Source organism: Enterococcus sp. AZ126, from assembly GCF_051714545.1.
Classification (GTDB): Bacteria; Bacillota; Bacilli; order Lactobacillales; family Enterococcaceae; genus Enterococcus_L.
In genome coordinates this window covers 1,783,096-1,803,767 of sequence record NZ_JBIOSB010000001.1, presented here as the reverse complement: position 1 = coordinate 1,803,767, position 20,672 = coordinate 1,783,096, and the positions used below count along the sequence as shown (strand labels likewise).

The 20,672-nt window shown below is 36.4% G+C and carries 12 protein-coding genes; 8 read left to right on the top strand and 4 right to left on the bottom strand.

From position 1 onward, the window contains the following. The first annotated feature begins 286 nt into the window (after positions 1-286). The gene (locus IGI43_RS08570) at positions 287-1,435 is read left to right on the top strand and encodes a hypothetical protein (protein ID WP_438757398.1); all 1,149 of its coding nucleotides are present in this window, start codon (positions 287-289) and stop codon (positions 1,433-1,435) included. A gap of 276 nt (positions 1,436-1,711) precedes the next feature. Here the strand turns inward: IGI43_RS08570 and IGI43_RS08565 are convergent, their stop codons facing one another. Both IGI43_RS08565 and IGI43_RS08560 read right to left on the bottom strand, forming a co-directional pair. Continuing rightward, a complete protein-coding gene (locus IGI43_RS08565; RefSeq protein ID WP_438757397.1) occupies positions 1,712-3,403 on the bottom strand; it encodes an IS1182 family transposase in 1,692 nt (563 codons plus the stop codon). Positions 3,404-3,745: 342 nt separating this feature from the next. Then, complete coding sequence (locus tag IGI43_RS08560) at positions 3,746-6,376, bottom strand: HAD-IC family P-type ATPase (RefSeq protein WP_438757396.1); 2,631 nt, start codon at positions 6,374-6,376, stop codon at positions 3,746-3,748. A 183-nt stretch (positions 6,377-6,559) separates the two neighbouring features. On the opposite strand from IGI43_RS08560, the gene IGI43_RS08555 reads away from it, so the two are divergent. Next, a complete protein-coding gene (locus IGI43_RS08555; RefSeq protein ID WP_438757395.1) occupies positions 6,560-6,790 on the top strand; it encodes a hypothetical protein in 231 nt (76 codons plus the stop codon). A 205-nt stretch (positions 6,791-6,995) separates the two neighbouring features. Here IGI43_RS08555 and IGI43_RS08550 read toward each other — a convergent pair whose 3' ends face one another. Both IGI43_RS08550 and IGI43_RS08545 read right to left on the bottom strand, forming a co-directional pair. Then, entirely contained in the window at positions 6,996-8,771 is a 1,776-nt protein-coding gene (locus tag IGI43_RS08550) for an ABC transporter ATP-binding protein (protein ID WP_438758834.1), read from the bottom strand. Then, positions 8,771-10,513 (bottom strand): ABC transporter ATP-binding protein, encoded by a 1,743-nt coding sequence (locus tag IGI43_RS08545; protein WP_438757394.1) that lies wholly within the window; start codon positions 10,511-10,513, stop codon positions 8,771-8,773. Before IGI43_RS08545 ends, IGI43_RS08550 begins: the two co-directional genes overlap by 1 nt. Before the next feature lie 98 nt (positions 10,514-10,611). Here IGI43_RS08545 and IGI43_RS08540 point away from each other — a divergent pair, with 98 nt between their 5' ends. The 6 genes from IGI43_RS08540 (at position 10,612) to IGI43_RS08515 (ending at position 20,486) form a co-directional block, all read left to right on the top strand. After that, positions 10,612-11,379 (top strand): MerR family transcriptional regulator, encoded by a 768-nt coding sequence (locus IGI43_RS08540; RefSeq protein WP_438757393.1) that lies wholly within the window; start codon positions 10,612-10,614, stop codon positions 11,377-11,379. Positions 11,380-11,452: 73 nt separating this feature from the next. Next, complete coding sequence (locus tag IGI43_RS08535) at positions 11,453-11,785, top strand: thioredoxin family protein (protein ID WP_438757392.1); 333 nt, start codon at positions 11,453-11,455, stop codon at positions 11,783-11,785. Positions 11,786-11,971: 186 nt separating this feature from the next. Further along, positions 11,972-12,808: a BglG family transcription antiterminator LicT gene (gene licT / locus IGI43_RS08530; RefSeq protein WP_438757391.1), complete on the top strand. Its 837-nt coding sequence runs from the start codon at positions 11,972-11,974 to the stop codon at positions 12,806-12,808. Between the two features lie 108 nt (positions 12,809-12,916). After that, entirely contained in the window at positions 12,917-14,797 is a 1,881-nt protein-coding gene (locus IGI43_RS08525; RefSeq protein WP_438757390.1) for a beta-glucoside-specific PTS transporter subunit IIABC, read from the top strand. Next, positions 14,794-16,218, top strand: coding sequence for a 6-phospho-beta-glucosidase (locus IGI43_RS08520; protein WP_438757388.1), 1,425 nt, complete (start codon positions 14,794-14,796; stop codon positions 16,216-16,218). The genes IGI43_RS08525 and IGI43_RS08520 overlap by 4 nt, the downstream gene beginning before the upstream one ends. 623 nt (positions 16,219-16,841) lie before the next feature. Further along, positions 16,842-20,486: a Cna B-type domain-containing protein gene (locus IGI43_RS08515; RefSeq protein WP_438757387.1), complete on the top strand. Its 3,645-nt coding sequence runs from the start codon at positions 16,842-16,844 to the stop codon at positions 20,484-20,486. The last annotated feature ends 186 nt before the right edge of the window (positions 20,487-20,672 follow it).

The following is a 20,672-nucleotide window of genomic DNA, read 5'->3' as shown; positions in this document are numbered from 1 at the left end:
AATAGAGAGTTAGGCTCGATCCAAAAAGGAGTTTTGAAGAAAGTAGGGAGGAATTGGTATTATAAAATTTAGAAAGATAACAAAAACAGCGGTATTATTGCCGTCTTTGATTTTTACAGCAACATTTATTTATGGACTCTTAAAAGTTGATTTTTCAGGAAACACACCGAACCAGCCTTATGGATTGATTTATTCATTTGTTGTACTACCATTTGTTTTTATAGGCTATATTGCCGTGTTTTTGATAAATGCTATTGTAGTCGTGTTTTTTTTGAGGAAATTTAAGTTGAAAAGTCAACAAGTTCAGCGTACGATCAGTATTTATGTCATGTCTTTATTTTTATTGATCCTGTTATTTAGTACTATGGGTTATTCTGCTTTATTTCCCTATGTCACATTAGTTGCGCCTGGAACGATTGGTGTAGGATTAATGGCGTTACTTTTAGCCGTGACGGGGTGGTTGGTCGTGGATCGATCAATAGAAGTCCATGAGGATGAAAACAAAAAAGTATACAAAAAATCTGTGATGTTTGGCTTACTATTTCCTATTGTGATTGTAGTATTGACAGTTGGTACACGCTTAGGCTTTGTGACCTATGCTCAAGCTAATAGAAATGATGAGTACAAACAAATCGTGGAGCAAAAGCTTCATAGTGTTGGGACAAAAGGGGACGTAAAAATCATCAAAGCTTATCATTCTTCAAAAGAGTCGACACATGTTCAGCTGAATTATACAGTAACCCAAGAAGGAATTTCTGTCTACGCTAAAGGTGTTTTAGAACGCTCTAGTGTTACAGAAAAATGGGCGCTAATAGATAGTAGTCTTACAACTTATGACAACTCAATTCAAACGATTCTTCAAGTTCCAGCACATTCTGAAGAAGCCAAAACATTTCTGGATGAATTTACACAAGAAGTTGAAAAAAGCATTGTGAAAAGTGGTTTGACAAACGAGATAGGGCTTAACACACCACTTGAGAAAAATGAGATCCGAACAGCCTACGATTCCCCTTATCTAGCCTATAATAACGAGCTTGCTCCTAAAAAAATCAAGCACTGGGCACAAGAAAATCGTCATTCTTCAAACAAAAAACAAGCTGTTTTTGGTGGCTACGCAGCTGTGACCGTCAAACAATTGATGAACAGCCACATGATTATCGCAAATGTTCCCATACAATATCCATATGTAGAAGAACGTGAGTATAATGAACGAGAAGAAAATAGAGAAAACTATCGGGACCAAGTCATAAAAAATCTTGATTATTCAAAATTAATGAATGGGTATTATGAAATAAATATAGGGTCAGGTAACCCAAAATTATTTCTTGTGGAAAATCACCAAATGATTGAAGTAGATGAGCTTTTAAGTAGCTCGATGTTGCAAGAACCAACAGATGATCTAGGTAGTTTTGGTTCTGATTATATGGAATGGTGAGGATTTATTTAAACTACCTAAGAACTATTTTTTCAGGAGAATGTTTATTCAAGAATAATTAAACATTTTGTTCTCCCTTCTCAAAAACCGTCGTTTAAAATTTAACAAATAAAGCCAATAGTAATAACAAAAAATCAGTATAAAACCAATTAGCACAATAGCAAGCATTTCATATTGCTCACGCCAAACTATTCCAAAAATCAATAAAGTGAAAAGCGCTAATGCTTTAAAATCTGATTCATTTAAGTTCATAACCAATGTTTTTGGGGTAGGTACTTAATTGAACAAAAGAGCTTGGGACGTAAGTCCCAAAAACCTTAAAATAAAAGACCGAAAATCGTAAAAAATGATTTTCAGTCTTTTATTTTTTAGATTATTGGGAGAATCCTTCATGTTTTCTAGCTTACTTAGCCTATATTTCCTTAAATTTACTGCGATTAACGCGAATCCAATTTCATTGTGTGCCTGTTGTTTCCCTCGAACAGAGAACCGAGTGAACCCTAAACAAGCCTTCAAATGTCCGAAAGCTGGTTCGACGTCAATTTTTCGTTGACGATAGAGTTTACCTGTTTCTTCTTCTGAAAGCAGCTGTTGAATTCTTGCTTTAAAGTATTCCCAATTCATGTTCTTTTGAATCTCACGATTCTTGTCACTCTTCGCTTTTGTACACTGGCTTCGAAGAGGACAATTCGAGCAGTCTTCACATTCATACCGTTTTAAATAACGTTTAAAGCCATATTTATCTGTACGAATAGAATAGTTTCGAAAATTCATTTTTCGTCCGTTTGGACAAAGAAACGTATCATCTAATTCCTGATACGACCAGTTTGCTGGAAGGAACGGATTTTGTTTAAACTTTTTCTTCTGTTCTTTATGGTACATGGCATAAGTGATGAGTGGTGTTCGCTCGTGATCCTCTAAAACCGCTTGATAGTTTTCTTCTCCTCCATAGCCGGCATCTGCGACAATATAGTTTGGCAGATCAAAGAAACGCTCTTTTAAAGTGGTTAAAAAAGGGCGCAATGTTCGTGTATCTGTTGGATTTGAGAAAAGATCATAGCCTAAAATATACTGACTGTTCGTGGCGATTTGAAGATTATAACCTGCTTTCAACTGACCATTTTTCATATGATCGTCTTTCATGCGCATAAAAGTGGCATCTAGATCAGTTCTAGAGTAACTGTTTCGTTGCCCTAAAATCTGTCTATGTTTTTGATAAGCGAGTTTTCGCTCTTTAAAGTCCTTGAAAAGTGTCCTTAATTTTTTAGGAATTTTTCGTTTAGAACGGATTGATTTGCGCGTAATTCCATCCTCTGCTTGTTCGATTTTTTCTGTAAACTTTTCGACAACATGCGCGAGATTTTCTTCAATCTTACCTAATTCAGTGACAGATAATTCTTTTGAGGATTCTCGCTCAATTTCAGGAATAATTTGATTCTTTAACAATTCATCGTAGAGAAAATTTGATTTTTCAGTAAGCTTTTTATCAAAGTTATCAATGGATTTTCTCCAAACAAAGGTGTATTTATTGGCGTTGGCTTCAATCTTTGTACCATCGATAAAAATGGCTTCTTCATCGATTAATTGTTCCTTGACTAATTGGCTACGGAACTGGACGAAGCACTCCCGAAGGAGTGCATTCACTAAAGGATTCACTCGAAAACGATTGATGGTTCGATAACTAGGTTGATAACTTTGAGTAAGCCACATCATGCGAATACTGTCTTTCGTCAAGGCTTCAATCTTGCGACCAGAAAATACAGATTGTGTGTAGGCACATAAAATCATCTTCATCATCATTTTCGGATGATAAGAAGAAGGCCCCATTTGATGATGAAAAGGAAGAAAGCGTTCCTCCGGAATACTTTCAACTAATTGATCAATGACAAACGCAATATCGTTTTTTTCTAACTGAAAACTAAAATCTAGAGGAAGAACGACTTGATTTGTGGTATAATTTTTAAACATAAGAACACCTCGCTGACTTATTTGTTTAGTCACTTTTATTTTAGCAAAGGTGTTCTTATTTTTGTACAAAAAAACAATCCAGATGCCAATCAATTTGACTGGTATCTGGATTTTTCGTTAGTACTTACGTCCCAAGCTCAGCCTAATTCGAGCGACTATCTTGAAACTGAACTTTTACGTCCTGACAAAAGCACCACGATTTTATTCGTGATGCTTTTCTCTCTTTTAAATTCATAAAATAAATCATTCTGTATCAAAAGTCATTCAGAGGATTGCCAAACATCAACAAGTACATTTTAATCGAATAATATTAAGACAACCTGTTTTTATTAAAATGTCTGTTTAATTAAAAAATCGACGTGTGAGAAATTTTTCAATTTCTACAACAATAAACACGGCGATACCTGACAATAACGCTAATCGAATGTATGGCCAGCTAATGGCAGTCGTTCCAAGTGCAATATGCATTGGTGTAGTGAAAATCAACAATAGTTGTAGTAATAATAGAATCAGTAATGACAACCACAACACTTTATTCGAAAGAATGCTTTTATTGATCGAGAAGCGATGAATCTCGCGACAATTGATCATGTAAAATACTTGCCCTAAAACGAGGGTAGTAATCAGTGTTGTTTGCATTGCCTCTGTACTAGAACCTTGATTAGCTAAATAACCGTTAATTAAAAACCCTAGTGAAGCTAACAAGATGGACACATAGAAAATACGGAAGACAGCATAGCGACTCAAGATATTTTCTTTCGGATCACGCGGGGAGCGGGTCATGCCATTTTTTTCTAAAGGTTCGAAACCTAAGGCAAAAGACAAGGTAATAGTTGTTACCATGTTTAACCAAAGAATTTGAACAGAAGTCAACGGTAAAGGTGTGTCCATCAATAATGATACGACAACCAGTAAACCTTGAGCAAAGGCTGTTGGCAATGAAAAATAAATTGTTTTCTTTAAATTGTCATACACTCTGCGACCTTCTTTGACCGCACTAGTGATTGTTGCAAAATTATCATCGGCTAAAACCATGTCAGCTGCGTCTTTTGTTACTTGAGTTCCTTTGATTCCCATGGCGATTCCGATATCGGCTTGTTTTAACGCTGGAGCATCATTGACACCATCACCTGTCATTCCAACAATCAAACCATTTTTTTGAATCGCTTCGACTAATCGTAGCTTATGTTCAGGTGTGGTTCGTGCATAAACGTCTGTTTCTAGAACCACGTCAGCTAATTCTTCATCAGACAATTGTTCAATATCTTTTCCGACTAGGGCTTGTGCGTAGTTTTCAATACCGATTTCTTTAGCAATTGCCATCGCTGTATCTTTATGGTCACCAGTAATCATTTTTACAGAAATTCCAGCTTTTCGACTGATTCTTACAGCATCAATCGCTTCTTTTTTAGGCGGATCCATGATGCCGAAAAGTCCAATGAGTGTCATTTCTTCTAGTAGATCACTATGCGTAAGAGTCTCTTTGTCATTTGCTACTTCTTTGAAAGCGGTAGCTAAAATCCGTTGTCCTTGTTTGGCGTGGATGCTGATTTGATTGAGCCAGTAGTTTTCATCAAAAGGAACATTGACCGAATTATCTAATTGATACTGAACCATTTTCAGTAATACATCGGGTGCACCTTTTAAGTAGATAAAACGTTTTTCATCAATCTCGACAAGCGTAGCCATATATTTGTAAGCAGAGTCAAAAGGAATCTTATTGATATCATGCTCATCTTCGACAAGTGCCATATGATTTGCCCAATCTAACAAAGCGCCCTCAGTAGGATTTCCGATTACTTCACGTTGCCCATTTTTGTAGGAAATTTTTGTATCATTACAATACAAGGCAGATTCAATCATCTTTCTTAAAGAAAAATCCTCTTCTGCTTTGTTCAGGTAGGCAGCATCACTACTACTTTCTTCCACATCGATACTTTCCGTAGAAGTAATCACAGCGACGACTTCCATTTCATTTTTTGTCAAAGTACCTGTTTTATCCGAACAGATTACAGCCATACTTCCTAGTGTTTCAACGGCAGGCATTTTTTTGATGATTGCTTTTTGTTTGGCCATTCGTGTAACACCAACAGATAGAATAATCGATAGGACAGCCGGTAAACCTTCTGGGACCGCAGAAACGGCTAAAGCAATCATTGAAGAGAGCAGCTCTTGGCCGGATAGATCTCTAAAGAATAAACTAAAAACGACTAGAAAAACGATTAAAGCTGTTAAAATAAAAAAGATTTGTTTATTCAAAAGAGTCATTTTTTTGATCAAAGGCGTTTCATTATCACCAACGTTTTTAAGATGTTGACTGATTTTTCCGATTTCAGTGTTATCTCCGATTGTGACAACGATCCCTTTTCCTGACCCACTGTTGACTAAAGTACCAGAGTAAACCATATTTGTTCGATCACCAAGATCGACTTCTTCTTTGATCGGGGCACTCGTTTTTTCGACAGGTGTGGATTCACCAGTCAAAATCGCTTCTTCAACAACTAAATTATACGATTCGATCACTCTAAGGTCAGCCGGAATAATGTCACCCGGATTTAAATAGACAATATCACCGGGTACTAAGGTTTCAGCTGGGACAGTCTCTTTTACATTGTCACTTAAAATAATCGCTTCAGTGCCCATCATAGAGTTTAAACTATCTAACGAGTTTGAAGCTTTCGCTTCTTGAACAAAACCAATAATCGAATTAATGATGACCACCAGTAAAATGATGGACATGTCAATATAGTCTCCGCTGATTCCTTTGAGTATCGCTGAAACAATCAATACGTAGATCAGTAAATCATGAAAGTGACTAAAGAATTTTTTGAGATTACTATCTTTCTCTTCCGTCGAGAGCGCATTACTTCCCTCTGAAGCATGACGCTTCTGTCTTTCTTTTGGGCTAAGTCCATGCAACGTTGTTTGTAAGGTTTTTGTCAGTTCTTCTGTAGATATTCCATACCATTTCATAAAAAAACCTCCTTTTTATATTGTTTATATTTATTAGTTATCAGTATCTTATTGAAATTTTAACAAAAAATATCGAAATATGCATTGAATATGATAGTTACACCTGGATATATGAATCAAATAATAGCGTTACTTGCTAGATCACTAAGAATAAGTCCTTTAAACACAATAAGAAAGTTAGAGATGAGAAAAATATCGCCTTTTTTTAATTCAAAAAAAGGCGGAAAAAACAATAGAATCAAACGATATGGAATCACTTTACAACAATCTGAAAAAAGAAAAGAAGACTATGTATTTACTGGTCAAATTGTCATACGACTACCTGAATTAGTCACTCACTGCCCAACAGAGGTCGATCAATTTGTTTGGTTTTCTGGTGGTATTTTATTTTGGCTGATTCATTGGAGATCATAACGTAAAGTGCATGGAAAACGTGGAATCAGTAAATTAGAACAAAAAACCATCCGTATTCTAGGAGACTACGAAGCTAGTTTTAAGAATGAATATTGTGTTTTGATTCGGAAAGCAGATTATTAAATATAGGAGTACTTGATAATCATTTTTTATACTAACAAAAGCATGATAAAACCTTAGCAAGTTTTATCACGCTTTTTAATTCTTAAGTCTGCTGAAATTGACTATTATACAACGATGCATACAACGAAGGTTTCGCCAATAATTCTTGGTGATTGCCTTTTTCCACAATATCGCCATCTTTCATCACTAAAATCAAATCAGCATTTTCAATCGTAGACAAACGGTGTGCAATCACAAAACTTGTTCGATTATTCGTCACCTCATCCATCGCTTTTTGGATGTGCGCTTCGGTTCTAGTATCCACGCTAGACGTTGCTTCATCCAAAATAACCACAGGCGGATTCGCTAAAATGATCCGAGCAATTGTTAATAGTTGTTGCTGTCCTTGTGACAGTGAGCCGTTCTCACTAGAAATAATAGAATCATAACCATTCGGTAAAGTCCGAATAAAGTGATCGCATTGTGCAATTTTAGCAGCTTCGATGACCTCTTCTCGTGTCGCATCCATTCGCCCATACGCAATATTTTCTGCAATCGTTCCTTCAAACAACCATGTATTTTGTAAAACCATTCCAAACATTGCACGTAAATTAGATCTCGAAAGATCGGTAATATCAACGCCATCAAAGGTGATACGGCCGCCATTTAGTTCATAAAAACGCATCAGTAAGTTCACTAACGTCGTTTTACCAGCACCAGTTGGCCCAACGATTGCCACCATTTGTTTTGGTTTCACCGTAAAATCAACCTGTTTCATCAACATTTTTTCTTCTGTATAACCAAACTGAACATTATCAAACGCAATGGCACCAGTTGGTTGATCGATGATTTGTAAATCCGCTTTTTCTGGGACATCATCTTCGGCATCTAAAATCTCAAAGATCCGATCAACCGCTGCTAGCGCTGCTTGAATCGAGTTAATGACATAAGAAGCTGTAGAAATCGGTTCAGAAACTTGATTGATATATTGTAGGTAAGCCTGAAGCAATCCAATCGTGATTCCACCTTGTAAAACTAGGAATGCGCCAATGATCGCACTGACGATAAACGCCAATTGATTGATCAAACGGATCGCTGGATAAATCGCAAAATTCATAAATTGAGCACTTAAAAAGGCATTGTAATGCTTTTGATTCGTTTCTGAAATAACGTCTTTTGCATGATCTTGTTGATTGAATGTTTTTGTCACTAAATTACCAGATAAAAACTCTTCTGTTTTATTATTTAAAATTCCAAGTTCTGCCTGACTTGCTTCGGCGAGTTTCTTATTTTTATTCGAAATTTTACCCGTTAAAAATGAGCTTCCAGCAATCAATAAAACCACGATTAAGGTTAATTTGACATCGATGTAAAATAACATGATTCCAGCAAAAATAATTGTTGAGATCGATGTAAAAAATTGATTGATTCCTGTCAAAAAAACTTGTGATAATTGATTTAGACTGGTTGTTGTTCGACTTAAAATATCCCCAACTTGATGTTGATCAAAAAACGACATCGGTAAAGATTTGAATTTTTTTGAGACTTCTTTTCGGACTCTCAGTGTGATTCGTTCGCTTAAAGACGCCATGACACGTTCTTGAATATAAGACATTACGCTACTAAGAATCGAGAATACGATCAGAATCAAAACAGGGACTAATAAAGCCTCTTCGACCATTGGAAACGTAATCTGACCGACGCCGTGTATTTTGATCAGTGTCAGCAGATCATCAATGGCGAGTCCCATGATAAATGGCATAGCAATGACTAAGGCATTTCCAATCAAACTGCATAGAATCAAGCCAAAAAATATCGGACGTTCAGGTCGGATCAATTGAAAGAATCGTTTTAGTGTTTGTTTGTTTACTTTTTCCATCATGACTTCGCTCCTTCCGTGATGATCCCTTGTGAGTGGGCAAATTCTTGATACGTTTTGTTATGTTGTAAAAGTTGACGGTGGGTTCCTTGACCTACGATTTTTCCTTCGTCTAGGACAATGATGTTATCTGCTTGTTGGATCGTGCTTAATCTTTGGGCAACGATCAGCAAAGTTTTGTCTGCCATTTCTTCTTTTAAAGCGAGTCTTAATGCGGCATCTGTTTGATAATCAAGCGCTGAAAAGCTATCGTCAAAGATATAAATATCTGCCGGTTTGATCAAGGCTCGAGCGATACACAAACGTTGTCTTTGTCCCCCAGAGAAGTTTGTTCCGCCTTGTGCTACGAATGAATCGTACCCGTCTTCCAATGTAGCGAGATAAGCAGAAAGTTGAGAGATTTTAGCTGCTCGATCCATATCTGCTTTTGTGGCTTCAGGATAACCCATCAATAAGTTGCTCTTGATGGTTCCACTAAATAGAAAAGCTTTTTGCGGAACATAACTGATTTTAGAACGTAATTCTTCTTGTGTGACAGTTCTAATATCCACACCATCGAATAAAATCGCACCTTCAGATACATCGCTAAGTCGTAATAATAATTTAGCCACGGTACTTTTACCAGAGCCTGTTCCGCCAACAATCGCGGTTGTTTTTCCTTTTGGAATACTGAAATGTATATCCTTTAAAACAGGTTCATCTGCTTGATCATAACTGAATGTCACGTGATTTAAATCGATCAAGGCATCATGTGGTCCAGTTTCCTCAAGTAAAACAGGTTGTTTCGTATCAAGAATTTGATCTTGTGTATTCAAAATTTCTTCGATTCTTTTTACTGAAGCAAGCGATCTAGGCAACATAACTAAAACCATTGCTGCAATCATCAAGTAAGCAAGCGTCAGCAAAGAATATTCCACAACGGCTGAAACAGTTCCGATTTGCAAAGTCCCAAGCGCAACTAAATTTCCGCCAAACCATAGAATAGAAGAGAAAACGATTCCCATCAGCAAAAAGGCGACAGGTGTAATGAAAGCAAAAATACTATTTACTCGAATCATGCCATTTGCATAATCAGAAAATGTTTTATTTGTTCGTTCTTCTTCATACTCTTGATTGTTAAACGCTCGAATCATATTGATCCCCGTGAAAAACTCTCGTAAGGTCACAATGATCTTGTCCATTTTAGGTTGGATCAATAAGGAAAGTGGTGTTCCTTTTTTCATTAAGAGATAAACGATCAATCCAAAAGCTGTGATCGCAATTAATGGAACTAAAGCTAATGTCGCCGAGTAAGTGAATGTCATATATAGGGAAAAGACAGCAATGATCGGAGCTGGTAAAATTAGTTGTAGAAACAATACGATCATTTGCTGAATATTATCAACATCATTCGTCATTCGTGTCAGCAGTGAACCTGTTCCAAAACGATCTGCATCTTTAATAGAAAATGTTTGGAGCTTGTCGAAAAACATCGCTCGTGTTTCAAAACCAAATTTAGCTGCTACTTTAGCGGATAGATAACTTCCAGCAATTGCTGAGAGCGCACCAAATAAAGCCATTGCGAGCATTTTAAGCCCAATGATTTTGATGGATTGCTCGTTGCCGCTCGCAATCCCCACGTCGATCAACTGTGCGACCAATAACGGTACACCAAGTGTTCCGATAATTTGTAAACACAAACAAATAACGGTAGCAAAAATAAGTGTTCTATTCTTTTTAATGAAAAACTGAATGATTTTCATATAAATTCCTCCTTTTCAAGACTCAAAGTGAATTCTACACCTTCAAGTTACTTGAATGTCAATGTTTTTTGTTTATAATGAAACTAAGAGGTGATTTTATGGAAAAAGAGAAGTTATTGACGGTGGGCCAAGTAGCTGAAATTATGAAATTACCAAAATCGAAGATCCGTTATTGGGATGATATGAATCTGCTGACCTCTTCTAGAAATAGAGAAAACGGCTATCGAATGTTTGATATGGAGGATATTTTGACAATCAGCGATATTGATTTTTATCGCAGGCTGGACATTCCTATTAATAAAATGACGAACCTTTATCGAAAATCACCAGAGGAATTATGGACTATATTAGATGAGACAGAGACTAGAGTTGCTGCAGAATTAGCTGAACTTGAGAAAAAGCAACAAGGAATCAAGCACAGAAAAGGACAGTTATTGAGCTTGATCGAGTTAAAGAAAAAAGAATTTATTGACGAGCCACTAGATGTAGAACGAATTATCCCAATTGATTTAAAAGATCCCAATGAATTGCAGACATACATTGATAACCCTTCAAGTCTAGTGGTGTATATCGATCCTAAAAATGAAAAAGAAATCATCTATGGTTTCGCTGTTACCACAAAAGAATTTGTAGAAGAAGCTTCAATTTGGCAACAGTCAGAGCAAATCAGCTATTCATACAAACAATTCCTACTCACGATCAAGTCAGATGATCCTTTAGAAAATAATTTTCGGTCAATGAAAGAAAAATTGGAAAAACAAGGCTATCAAACAGGTACGATGGTCGGTCGCTATATCATGACGGCAGAAGATAAAGAAGGATTTTATAGAGATCACTATAAAGCATGGATCGAAGTCAAGAGGTAAAGTCGGGCATAACTATCGTAATCTTTTTAAGAAGGTGCTATGATGTAGCCAATCAAAAAAGGATGATCGACCAATGGAAAAGTTACAAACAATTCAAGACGTAGTAACCTTTATCAATAAAAATCATCTTGCTTTCTTATATGTATCGCAAGAGAATTGTTCGGTGTGCCATGCGCTTAGACCGAAATTGACCGAGCTGTTAAAAAGGTATCCTAAAATCGAACTAAGAGAAGTTGAAGCAGATAAAGTCAAAGAAATTTCTGCTGAATATTTGATTTTTTCAGCGCCTACTTTGCTTTTTTTCGTTGAGGGAAAAGAATACATTCGAGAAGGAAAATTTGTGCAGTTAAAAAAATTAGCTGAGGTTATCGAGCAGATTTATCAGTTTGAAGAAAGCCAAATGTAATGTGTGAGGGCGTCTGTCATCAAAATGTAAGCGTACTATTGACAAAGAAAATAAGACGTTGTATACTTTGGTCAACGGATCGTTACTGGTTAAGCAGGCGTGACCTCACACATTACTTTTTTTGGTGATGTTTGATAGGGTCAGGTCTTTTTTCGTTTTTTAAGTCAAGAACAGGAGATAATTTCAATGAAAATACTGAAAGTTTTTAATAATAATGTTTCTTTGGTTTTAAATGATGACAACATCGAAGAAATTATTATGGGCAAAGGCGTCGGCTTCAACAAGCGTGCAGGTGATGCAATCGATGCAGTCCTGATTGAAAAAAGATTTGTTCTTGAAGGTAACAATTCCGTTAGTAATTTAGATAATCTGCTTTCTCGAATCGATATTGAAGATATTGAACTGGCCAGTGATATTATTCAATTAGGTGAAGCAGAATTAGAACAGTCCATTGATGATGCCATTTTACTGACATTGTCCGATCATATCGGGTTTGTCTTGAATCGAGCAGCAGAAGGATTACAAATGCGCTCGCCATTAGAATGGGATATCAAACAGATTTATACGAAAGAATATGCGTTTGCACTAAAAGCCGTTCAGATGATGCGAGAGAAAACAGGTATTGAAATTCCAGATCAAGAAGCAGCTTTTATTACCCTTCATTTTGTAAATGCCTATAATTCTACTAGCAATATGAACGAAACGATGCTGACGACCAAAATCATTCAAAGCATCATTGATATTATTAAATATCATTATGGGAAAGAATATGATGAAACGTCTTATGATTTTACTCGTTTCATTACCCATATTCGTTACTTTGTCAAAAGACAGTTGGATAAAGAAGTTTCCTCGAATGAGGATTCATCTTTGATTAATTTGATCGCTGTCAACTATAAACAAGATTATCAGTGTGCAGTCAAGATCAAAACATTTTTGGAACAACAATACGATTGGACGATTTCAAATGATGAATTGATGTACTTGACACTTCACTTAAATCGCTTATCAAGCAATCAATAGGATCGTTACTGGTAGAGCAGGCGTGACCTAAGAAAAACACTTAGTTTATAAGTGTTTCTTAGGTCACTTTTTTTATAAAAAAATGAATCAAAGAGAGGAACTATCATCATGCGTTATGAAGAAGAAAGTAAAAAAATCATCGAACTTGTCGGTGGCAAGTCGAACATCAATAGTTTAGTTCATTGTGCGACACGTTTAAGATTCAGTTTGAAAAACACTAAAAAAGCGGACAAAGAAGCGTTAGAAAAACTACCGTATGTAATGTCAGTGGTCAATAGCGGTGGGCAATACCAAGTAGTGATCGGCAGTAAAGTACCCGATTATTACGCGGCGATTCAATCGCTTGCTGATTTAAACGAAGATGCACCAAAGACTGAAAAAAAACTAAGTTTCAATTATGTGTTTGAAGTGATTTCTGGGGCTTTTTCACCATTGATTCCAGCAATGGCCGGATCTGGCATGATCAAAGCTGTACTGACGATTTTAGTTGAAATGAAATTATTAGCAGACACTAGTTCCACATATCTAGTATTGAGTGCCGCTAGCAATGCGATTTTTTACTTCTTACCTGTTTTTCTAGGAATCACGTTGACCAAAAAAATCGGTGGTAACATGTATGTAGGTGGAGTGATCGGTGCAGCATTACTGGAACCGTCGTTCACGGGCATGATCGGTCAAGAAAAGCTTGATTTTTTAGGTATCAATTTAAATGTTGTCGATTATGCAACAACGATTTTCCCGATTTTTGTAGCAATCTTCATCTACTCGTTCGTGGATAAAATCTTACGGAAAATTATATTTAGAGACCTGCAATTATTTGCAGTGCCAATGTTTAGTTTGATGATCATGGTTCCGTTGACAGCCTTACTTTTCGGTCCATTTGGAACAGTCATCGGAGATGCGTTATCCCAAGGTGTTATGTGGTTGATCGGTAAAAGTGCGTTGCTTTCAGGAATCGTATTAGGTGGCGGAATGCCATTTATGGTTATGTTTGGTTTACATTGGGGATTTTCACCAATCACACTCGAAAACTTGACCGTTATGGGTGGTGACCCAATTGAAGGGATGGCTGTTGCAGCTGTTTTTGCTCAAATCGGGATCGCAATCGGTTTTTATTTGAAAGCTAAAAAACATTCTAAAATGAAAGCTTTAGCTGGACCGTTAGCATTGACTGGTTTATTTGCCGGAGTAACAGAGCCAATCGTTTATGGATTGATTTTAAGATACAAACGGTTATTGCCGATCGTAGCGATTTCAGGAGCTATTGGTGGTGCGATTTGTGGCGTGACAGGTGTTACGATGAATGCTTATGTATTCCATAATATTTTCTCTATTCCAGTTTATACACCAAAAGTCGGTTATTTTATTGGAGTGGGTGCCGCTTTGATCACAGGTGCCGTATTAACGTATTTCTTCGGTGTTAAAGAAGATGAAATGACCGATTTTTTACCTGAAACAGACCAGGGAGAAGATGATTTTCAAGAAGAACCTGTTAAAGAACAAGTAGCGACTGAAACAACGGTTTATGCACCGCTTGAAGGGACAGTGATTCCGTTGAAAGAAGTAGAGGACGATGTTTTCTCTAGCGAAATTGCAGGAAAAGGGGTTGCGATTATCCCGACTGATAATAAAGTGATTGCACCATTCGATGGAACCGTCGTCGCAATTTTCCCCTCAAAACATGCGATTGGCTTAAAATCAAATGGAGGAAGTGAATTATTGATCCATATCGGAATCAATACGGTTAATTTGAATGGTAAATACTTTGAGACAAAAGTTGAAATGGGTGATGCGATCACACGTGGGCAAACGTTATTAGTCTTTGATCGCGAAAAAATCGAACAAGAAGGCTATGCGATGACATCACCAGTGATTTTAACAGATAGTCAAAGTATGGAAACAATGAACGTTGTCAATACCACTGAATCAGTAACACCCGCAACCCAATTATTTGTTGTAGGCTCAAAGAAGGAGGAAATAGATAAATGAGAAACGATTTCTTATGGGGCGGCGCGGTAGCTGCTCATCAAGTGGAAGGCGGCTTTGATCGAGGTGGCAAAGGCGTGAGTATTGCAGATGTCATGACCGCGGGTTCAAAAGATCATGCTAGAGAAATTACAGATGGTATTATAGAAGGAAAATTTTATCCTAACCATGAAGCCATTGATTTTTATGGACATTATAAAGAAGATATTCAGTTATTCGCTGAAATGGGTTTTAAATGCCTAAGAACAAGTATTGCCTGGACGAGAATTTTTCCAAACGGTGATGAACAAGAACCAAATGAAGCTGGACTAGCGTTTTATGACGATTTATTTGATGAGTTATTGAAACATGGCATCGAACCTGTCATTACATTATCTCACTTTGAAATGCCATATCATTTGGTCAAACACTATGGCGGTTGGCGAAGTCGTAAACTGATCGAATTTTTCACTACATTTGCTACGATTGTGATGGAGCGTTATAAAGACAAAGTAAAATACTGGATGACCTTTAATGAAATCAATAATCAACGCATTTTGGAAAATCCAATTTATTCATTTACCAACTCAGGCATTCTTTACCAAGAAGACGAAGATAAGTTAAAGACGATGTATCAAGCAGCCCATTATCAATTTGTTGCGGGGGCAATAACAGTTGCTGAAGGAAAGAAAATCAATCCTGATTTCCAAATTGGTTGTATGTTGGCAGCAACACCAAATTATCCACTGACGAGTGATCCAAATGATATTATCGCGGCCCAACAAGAAGATGAAAAACAGTTATTTTTTACAGATGTCCAAGTAAGAGGGAATTATCCACGTTGGGCAATCAAGGAATGGGAAAGAAATGGCTATGAACTGGATATTACGGATGAAGATTTACAGAAACTAAAAGCTGGAACCGTGGATTATATTGGTATCAGCTACTATTTAAGTAATACGATCTCAACGCGCCCAGAAGCGGTTCGATTGGAAGATGATTTACTTGGAGATAGTTCACTTGTTGAAAATCCTTATGTCAGTATGACAGAATGGGGCTGGTCGATCGATCCGACTGGATTACGTCATTATCTTAATCTTTTAAGTAATCGTTATGAACGCCCAATCTTTATCGTAGAAAATGGTTTTGGTTACGCAGATACTTTAATCGAAGACAAGGTGCACGATGTAGAAAGAATCGATTTTCTCAGCCAGCATATCAAAGAAATGAAAAAAGCCATCGAGCTGGATGGAGTAGATGTTTTAGGCTATACGGTTTGGGGCTGCATCGATCCTATTTCGTTTACCACAGGCGAAATGCGCAAGCGTTATGGCTTTATATATGTAGATCGTGACAATCAAGGCAACGGTTCATTGAATCGGATAAAAAAAGATTCGTTTCAGTGGTATAAACAATTGATCGCAACAAATGGAGTGGAAATCTAAACGATATTCTAGATGCTAGTGAGAACTAGCTGGAAAAATAAATAATGCCAATATGAAGTGTAGAAGGAATTTCTTCTACACTTTTTTCGATTTGATTGAAAAATAGAGTGGAATTATATAAAAAATATTTATTTTAAGTATGCTGGAAATTAGTTGGTTTTTTTCAATCAAGAATTTTAATTCATTTGAGTAAACTAGTTTAGCTTGTTATTGATTTCAGACGATTACTAATTAGAAATAGCAATGACATGTTGAGGGAAACGAGTAAAAAAAGATTGAGTACAATAAATAAAGCATGTTTTTCTCGATTTTTAAATCCGAATAAAATAAGTTGAACTAATCATAAAAATATAACGTGTTATTTATCTGTAACTTGAAATCATCGATATTTTTCCATCATATTAAAAAAAGATGATTTAAAAATGATAAATATATTATATGCGAACGTTTTAATATGTGTTTTTTGTGAATAATTTTATATATATTATATATAATGTTTGTTCTTTTATTATTTTGCTATATCATTATAAATAACTTAGGTTGATCGTAGGATAGTGAAAGGATAAGAGAGTATCCCTATATTTTTCCACTATTTCGAGGTACATAATTGAGAGGAGAACTTCATGAACAAAAAATCTGTAAATTTATTATTGATATTAATACTAATGGTAGGGACAAATCTGTCAAGTTTGTCAGTTGCTTTTGCTAAAGAGTCTACAAGAGAGTCTGGTAGGTCTGGAGACAAATACGTCACGGATAGTTGGCTTGAAAATAGTAGAAGTGAAGTGATTGATGGAAATAAACTAGAAATAAAAGAAATATATACTTTAAATTACGAGTGGGCAATTCCTGATAACACCTTCAAAAAAGGAGATGTATTAGAATTCTATATTCCGAAAGAATTTGTCGTTCATGATATTTCCAGTTTTCCTTTGAAAGAAAATGGAGAGGAGATTGGTATTGTAAAAATTAAAGGAAATGCAACGGAAGGTTTTTATTATGAATTAACATTTACAACTGATTATGTAGAAACGCACTCCAATATCAAGGGTAATTTTTCTATATCAGTTGCGTTAAATGAACGATATGTTTCTGATGGTGAGAATATCGATATAAAGTATCCAGATAAAATAATCTCTACGGAAATCATACCTGATGACAGTGAATCTGTTGGGGAAGGTGGTAATGGTAACGTTGGAGGAGACGGTACTGGAGCTGGAAAACCAGAAAATAATGAAAAAGTAGGTAGATTAGATACAAGAGATCTTTACAATCCGGATACGCAACAGTTTGACACACCAACACGTGTATTTTCTTGGAACGTTGGGCTGGGAAGGAACACGCTATTAGGAAAGGCCAATTCGTTTGATGAGATTGATTCTATAGTTTTGGAAGATACGTTAGAAAACCAAAAATTAATCGGGATGAATGAGTTCGACGGTAACTGGCCAGATGCGTTTGCTTGGAAAAGAGGCTTCTTTGATACTATTGGTTTCGAATACGGAGGAGTTTCTAAAGAAGATATGGGTCTTATCTATAAAGATGGTCAAGACTTTGCTAGCTCTTTCAAAATGAATGTTTTGCCACAAATTTTAGTATGGGAAGACTTGGCTAATAGCAAAAATGCTAAAACTGAAGAATTTAGTTTAGAGTATTACTCAGTCCCAATTGATTCAGAAAATATTATTGCAGATCAAGAATTTTATAACAATTTAAAAATTACAATAAACTATAAAAATGGTGAATCAAATAATTGGGTACTGGAAGAAAGTGTTATTTGGAATGTTGCTGATGGAAATGCTTCCGGGAAAACAGCAGCTGTAGAGTTTGAAAAAATAGATGGAACCACAAATAATCCATTGGACGGAGCACAGTTTGACTTGTATAAAGTCAATAATCAAGGAAATGAAGTAAAAGTCAAAAGTGGGATAGAATCCAATGGAAATGGGAAAGTAAGCGTCACAGGGTTAACGACTGGAAATTACTATTTTATTGAAACAAAGGCCCCAAATGGATATCTACAATCAGAAGAGAAACTTAACTTCACGGTAGAGACCACAGATTTGTATGACAATGCTGCGCAACCTATTTATAAACAGATTGGTTCATACAAAAACTATGAAATAAGCTCGAAAACCAGTATAAATGTCACGAAAGCATGGGACGACAAAGAAGACCAAGACGGTCTGCGTCCACAAAGTATTCAAGTACAATTATATGCAGATGGGGAAAAATCAGGAAATGAAGTAACCTTAAATGCCGGAAATAATTGGACTCATACGTGGCAAGAATTAGATGAAAAAAATAACGGAAAAACAATCGAATATACCGTTCAAGAAGTAACGAAAGTAAACGGTTATGATACGACGATCACAACCAATACTATTGGAAACATTACCATTACCAATAGCCATACACCAGAAGTAACAGAAGTTTCAGGGACTAAAACATGGAATGATAAAAATGATCAAGACGGGATTCGACCAACGAACGTAACGGTTAATTTATTGGCAAATGGTGTAAAAGTAGACGAACAAACAGTTGGAGAAAAGCAAAAATGGGCTTATCAATTCACCAATCTACCTAAATATGAAAATGGCCAAGAAATCACTTATACTGTGACCGAAAACACCGTTTCCGAGTATTCAACAGAAATTAACGGGTTTGATCTTACAAATCATTATACGCCAGGAGTAACCAGTGCTACGGTCACGAAAGCATGGGACGATAAAGAGGACCAAGATGGCCTGCGTCCACAAAGTATTCAAGTACAATTATATGCGGATGGGGAAAAATCAGGAGACGAAGTAACCTTAAATGCCGGAAATAATTGGACCCATACGTGGCAAGAATTAGATGAAAAAAATAACGGAAAAACAATCGAATACACCGTTCAAGAAGTAACGAAAGTAAACGGTTATGACACGACGATCACAACCAATACTATTGGAAACATCACTATTACCAATAACCATACACCAGAAGTAACAGAAGTTTCAGGGACTAAAACATGGAACGATAAAAATGATCAAGATGGGATTCGACCAACGAACGTAACGGTTAATCTATTGGCGAATGGCGTAAAAGTAGACGAGCAAACAGTTGGAGAAAAAGAAAAATGGGCCTATCAATTCACCAACTTACCTAAATATGAAAATGGCCAAGAAATCACTTATACAGTGACCGAAAATACCGTTCCCGAGTATTCAACAGAAATTAACGGGTTTGATCTTACAAATCATTATACACCAGGAGTAACCAGTGCCACGGTCACCAAAGCATGGGACGACAAAGAGGATCAAGATGGCCTGCGTCCACAAAGTATTCAAGTACAATTATATGCAGATGGGGAAAAATCAGGAGACGAAGTAACCTTAAATGCCGGAAATAATTGGACTCATACGTGGCAAGAATTAGATGAAAAAAATAACGGAAAAACAATCGAATATACCGTTCAAGAAGTAACCAAAGTAAACGGTTATGACACGACGATCACAGCAGAAACTATTGGAAACATCATCATCACCAATAGCCATACACCAGAAGTAACAGAAGTTTCTGGGACTAAAACATGGAACGATAAAAATGACCAAGATGGGATTCGACCAACGAACGTAACAGTTAATCTATTGGCGAATGGCGTAAAAGTAGACGAACAAACAGTTGGAGAAAAGGAACAATGGGCCTATCAATTCACCAACTTACCTAAATATGAAAATGGCCAAGAAATCACTTATACAGTGACCGAAAATACCGTTCCCGAGTATTCAACAGAGATTAACGGGTTTGATCTTACAAATCATTATACGCCAGGAGTAACCAGCGCTACGGTCACGAAAGCATGGGACGATAAAGAGGATCAAGATGGCCTGCGTCCACAAAGTATTCAAGTACAATTATATGCGGATGGGGAAAAATCAGGAAACGAAGTAACCTTAAATGCCGAAAATAACTGGACCCATACGTGGCAAGAATTAGATGAAAAAAGCAACGGAAAAACAATCGAATATATCGTTCAAGAAGTAACGAAAGTAAACGGTTATGACACGACGATCACAGCAGAAACTATTGGAAACATCATCATCACCAATAGCCATACACCAAAGGAAAAAGAAACAACAAATCCCAATAATAATTCAGATGATGCACCAAAAGGTTTGATTGCCAAATTAGGTGAAAAAGGCTCAAAAACTATTATTCTGATTGGGTTGATTTTGATAATAATAGTGGCAAGTGTCTACATCGAAAGAAGAGCTAAAAAAATATAGATACTTGGTATTAAGATTTCGATTTATAGTGAAACTAAACGTTAAAAACCCAAACAAACTGCGTAAGTAGCCGATTTTAAATAAGCTACTTACGCAGTTTTTTATGAGGTAAATAGAGAAACAAAATTTAGAATAAGAAACCCAGACTATACGATTTTAACGTACTCTCGCTTTTTCTCGGAAAAA

Coding starts and splice junctions, on each gene's coding strand:
- IGI43_RS08565 (WP_438757397.1), bottom strand. CDS start 3,403: ATGTTTAAAAATTATACCACAAATCAAGTCGTTCTTCCTCTAGATTTT.
- IGI43_RS08520 (WP_438757388.1), top strand. CDS start 14,794: ATGAGAAACGATTTCTTATGGGGCGGCGCGGTAGCTGCTCATCAAGTG.
- IGI43_RS08560 (WP_438757396.1), bottom strand. CDS start 6,376: ATGAAATGGTATGGAATATCTACAGAAGAACTGACAAAAACCTTACAA.
- IGI43_RS08555 (WP_438757395.1), top strand. CDS start 6,560: ATGAGAAAAATATCGCCTTTTTTTAATTCAAAAAAAGGCGGAAAAAAC.
- IGI43_RS08550 (WP_438758834.1), bottom strand. CDS start 8,771: ATGGAAAAAGTAAACAAACAAACACTAAAACGATTCTTTCAATTGATC.
- IGI43_RS08545 (WP_438757394.1), bottom strand. CDS start 10,513: ATGAAAATCATTCAGTTTTTCATTAAAAAGAATAGAACACTTATTTTT.
- IGI43_RS08535 (WP_438757392.1), top strand. CDS start 11,453: ATGGAAAAGTTACAAACAATTCAAGACGTAGTAACCTTTATCAATAAA.
- IGI43_RS08515 (WP_438757387.1), top strand. CDS start 16,842: ATGAACAAAAAATCTGTAAATTTATTATTGATATTAATACTAATGGTA.
- licT (WP_438757391.1), top strand. CDS start 11,972: ATGAAAATACTGAAAGTTTTTAATAATAATGTTTCTTTGGTTTTAAAT.
- IGI43_RS08525 (WP_438757390.1), top strand. CDS start 12,917: ATGCGTTATGAAGAAGAAAGTAAAAAAATCATCGAACTTGTCGGTGGC.
- IGI43_RS08540 (WP_438757393.1), top strand. CDS start 10,612: ATGGAAAAAGAGAAGTTATTGACGGTGGGCCAAGTAGCTGAAATTATG.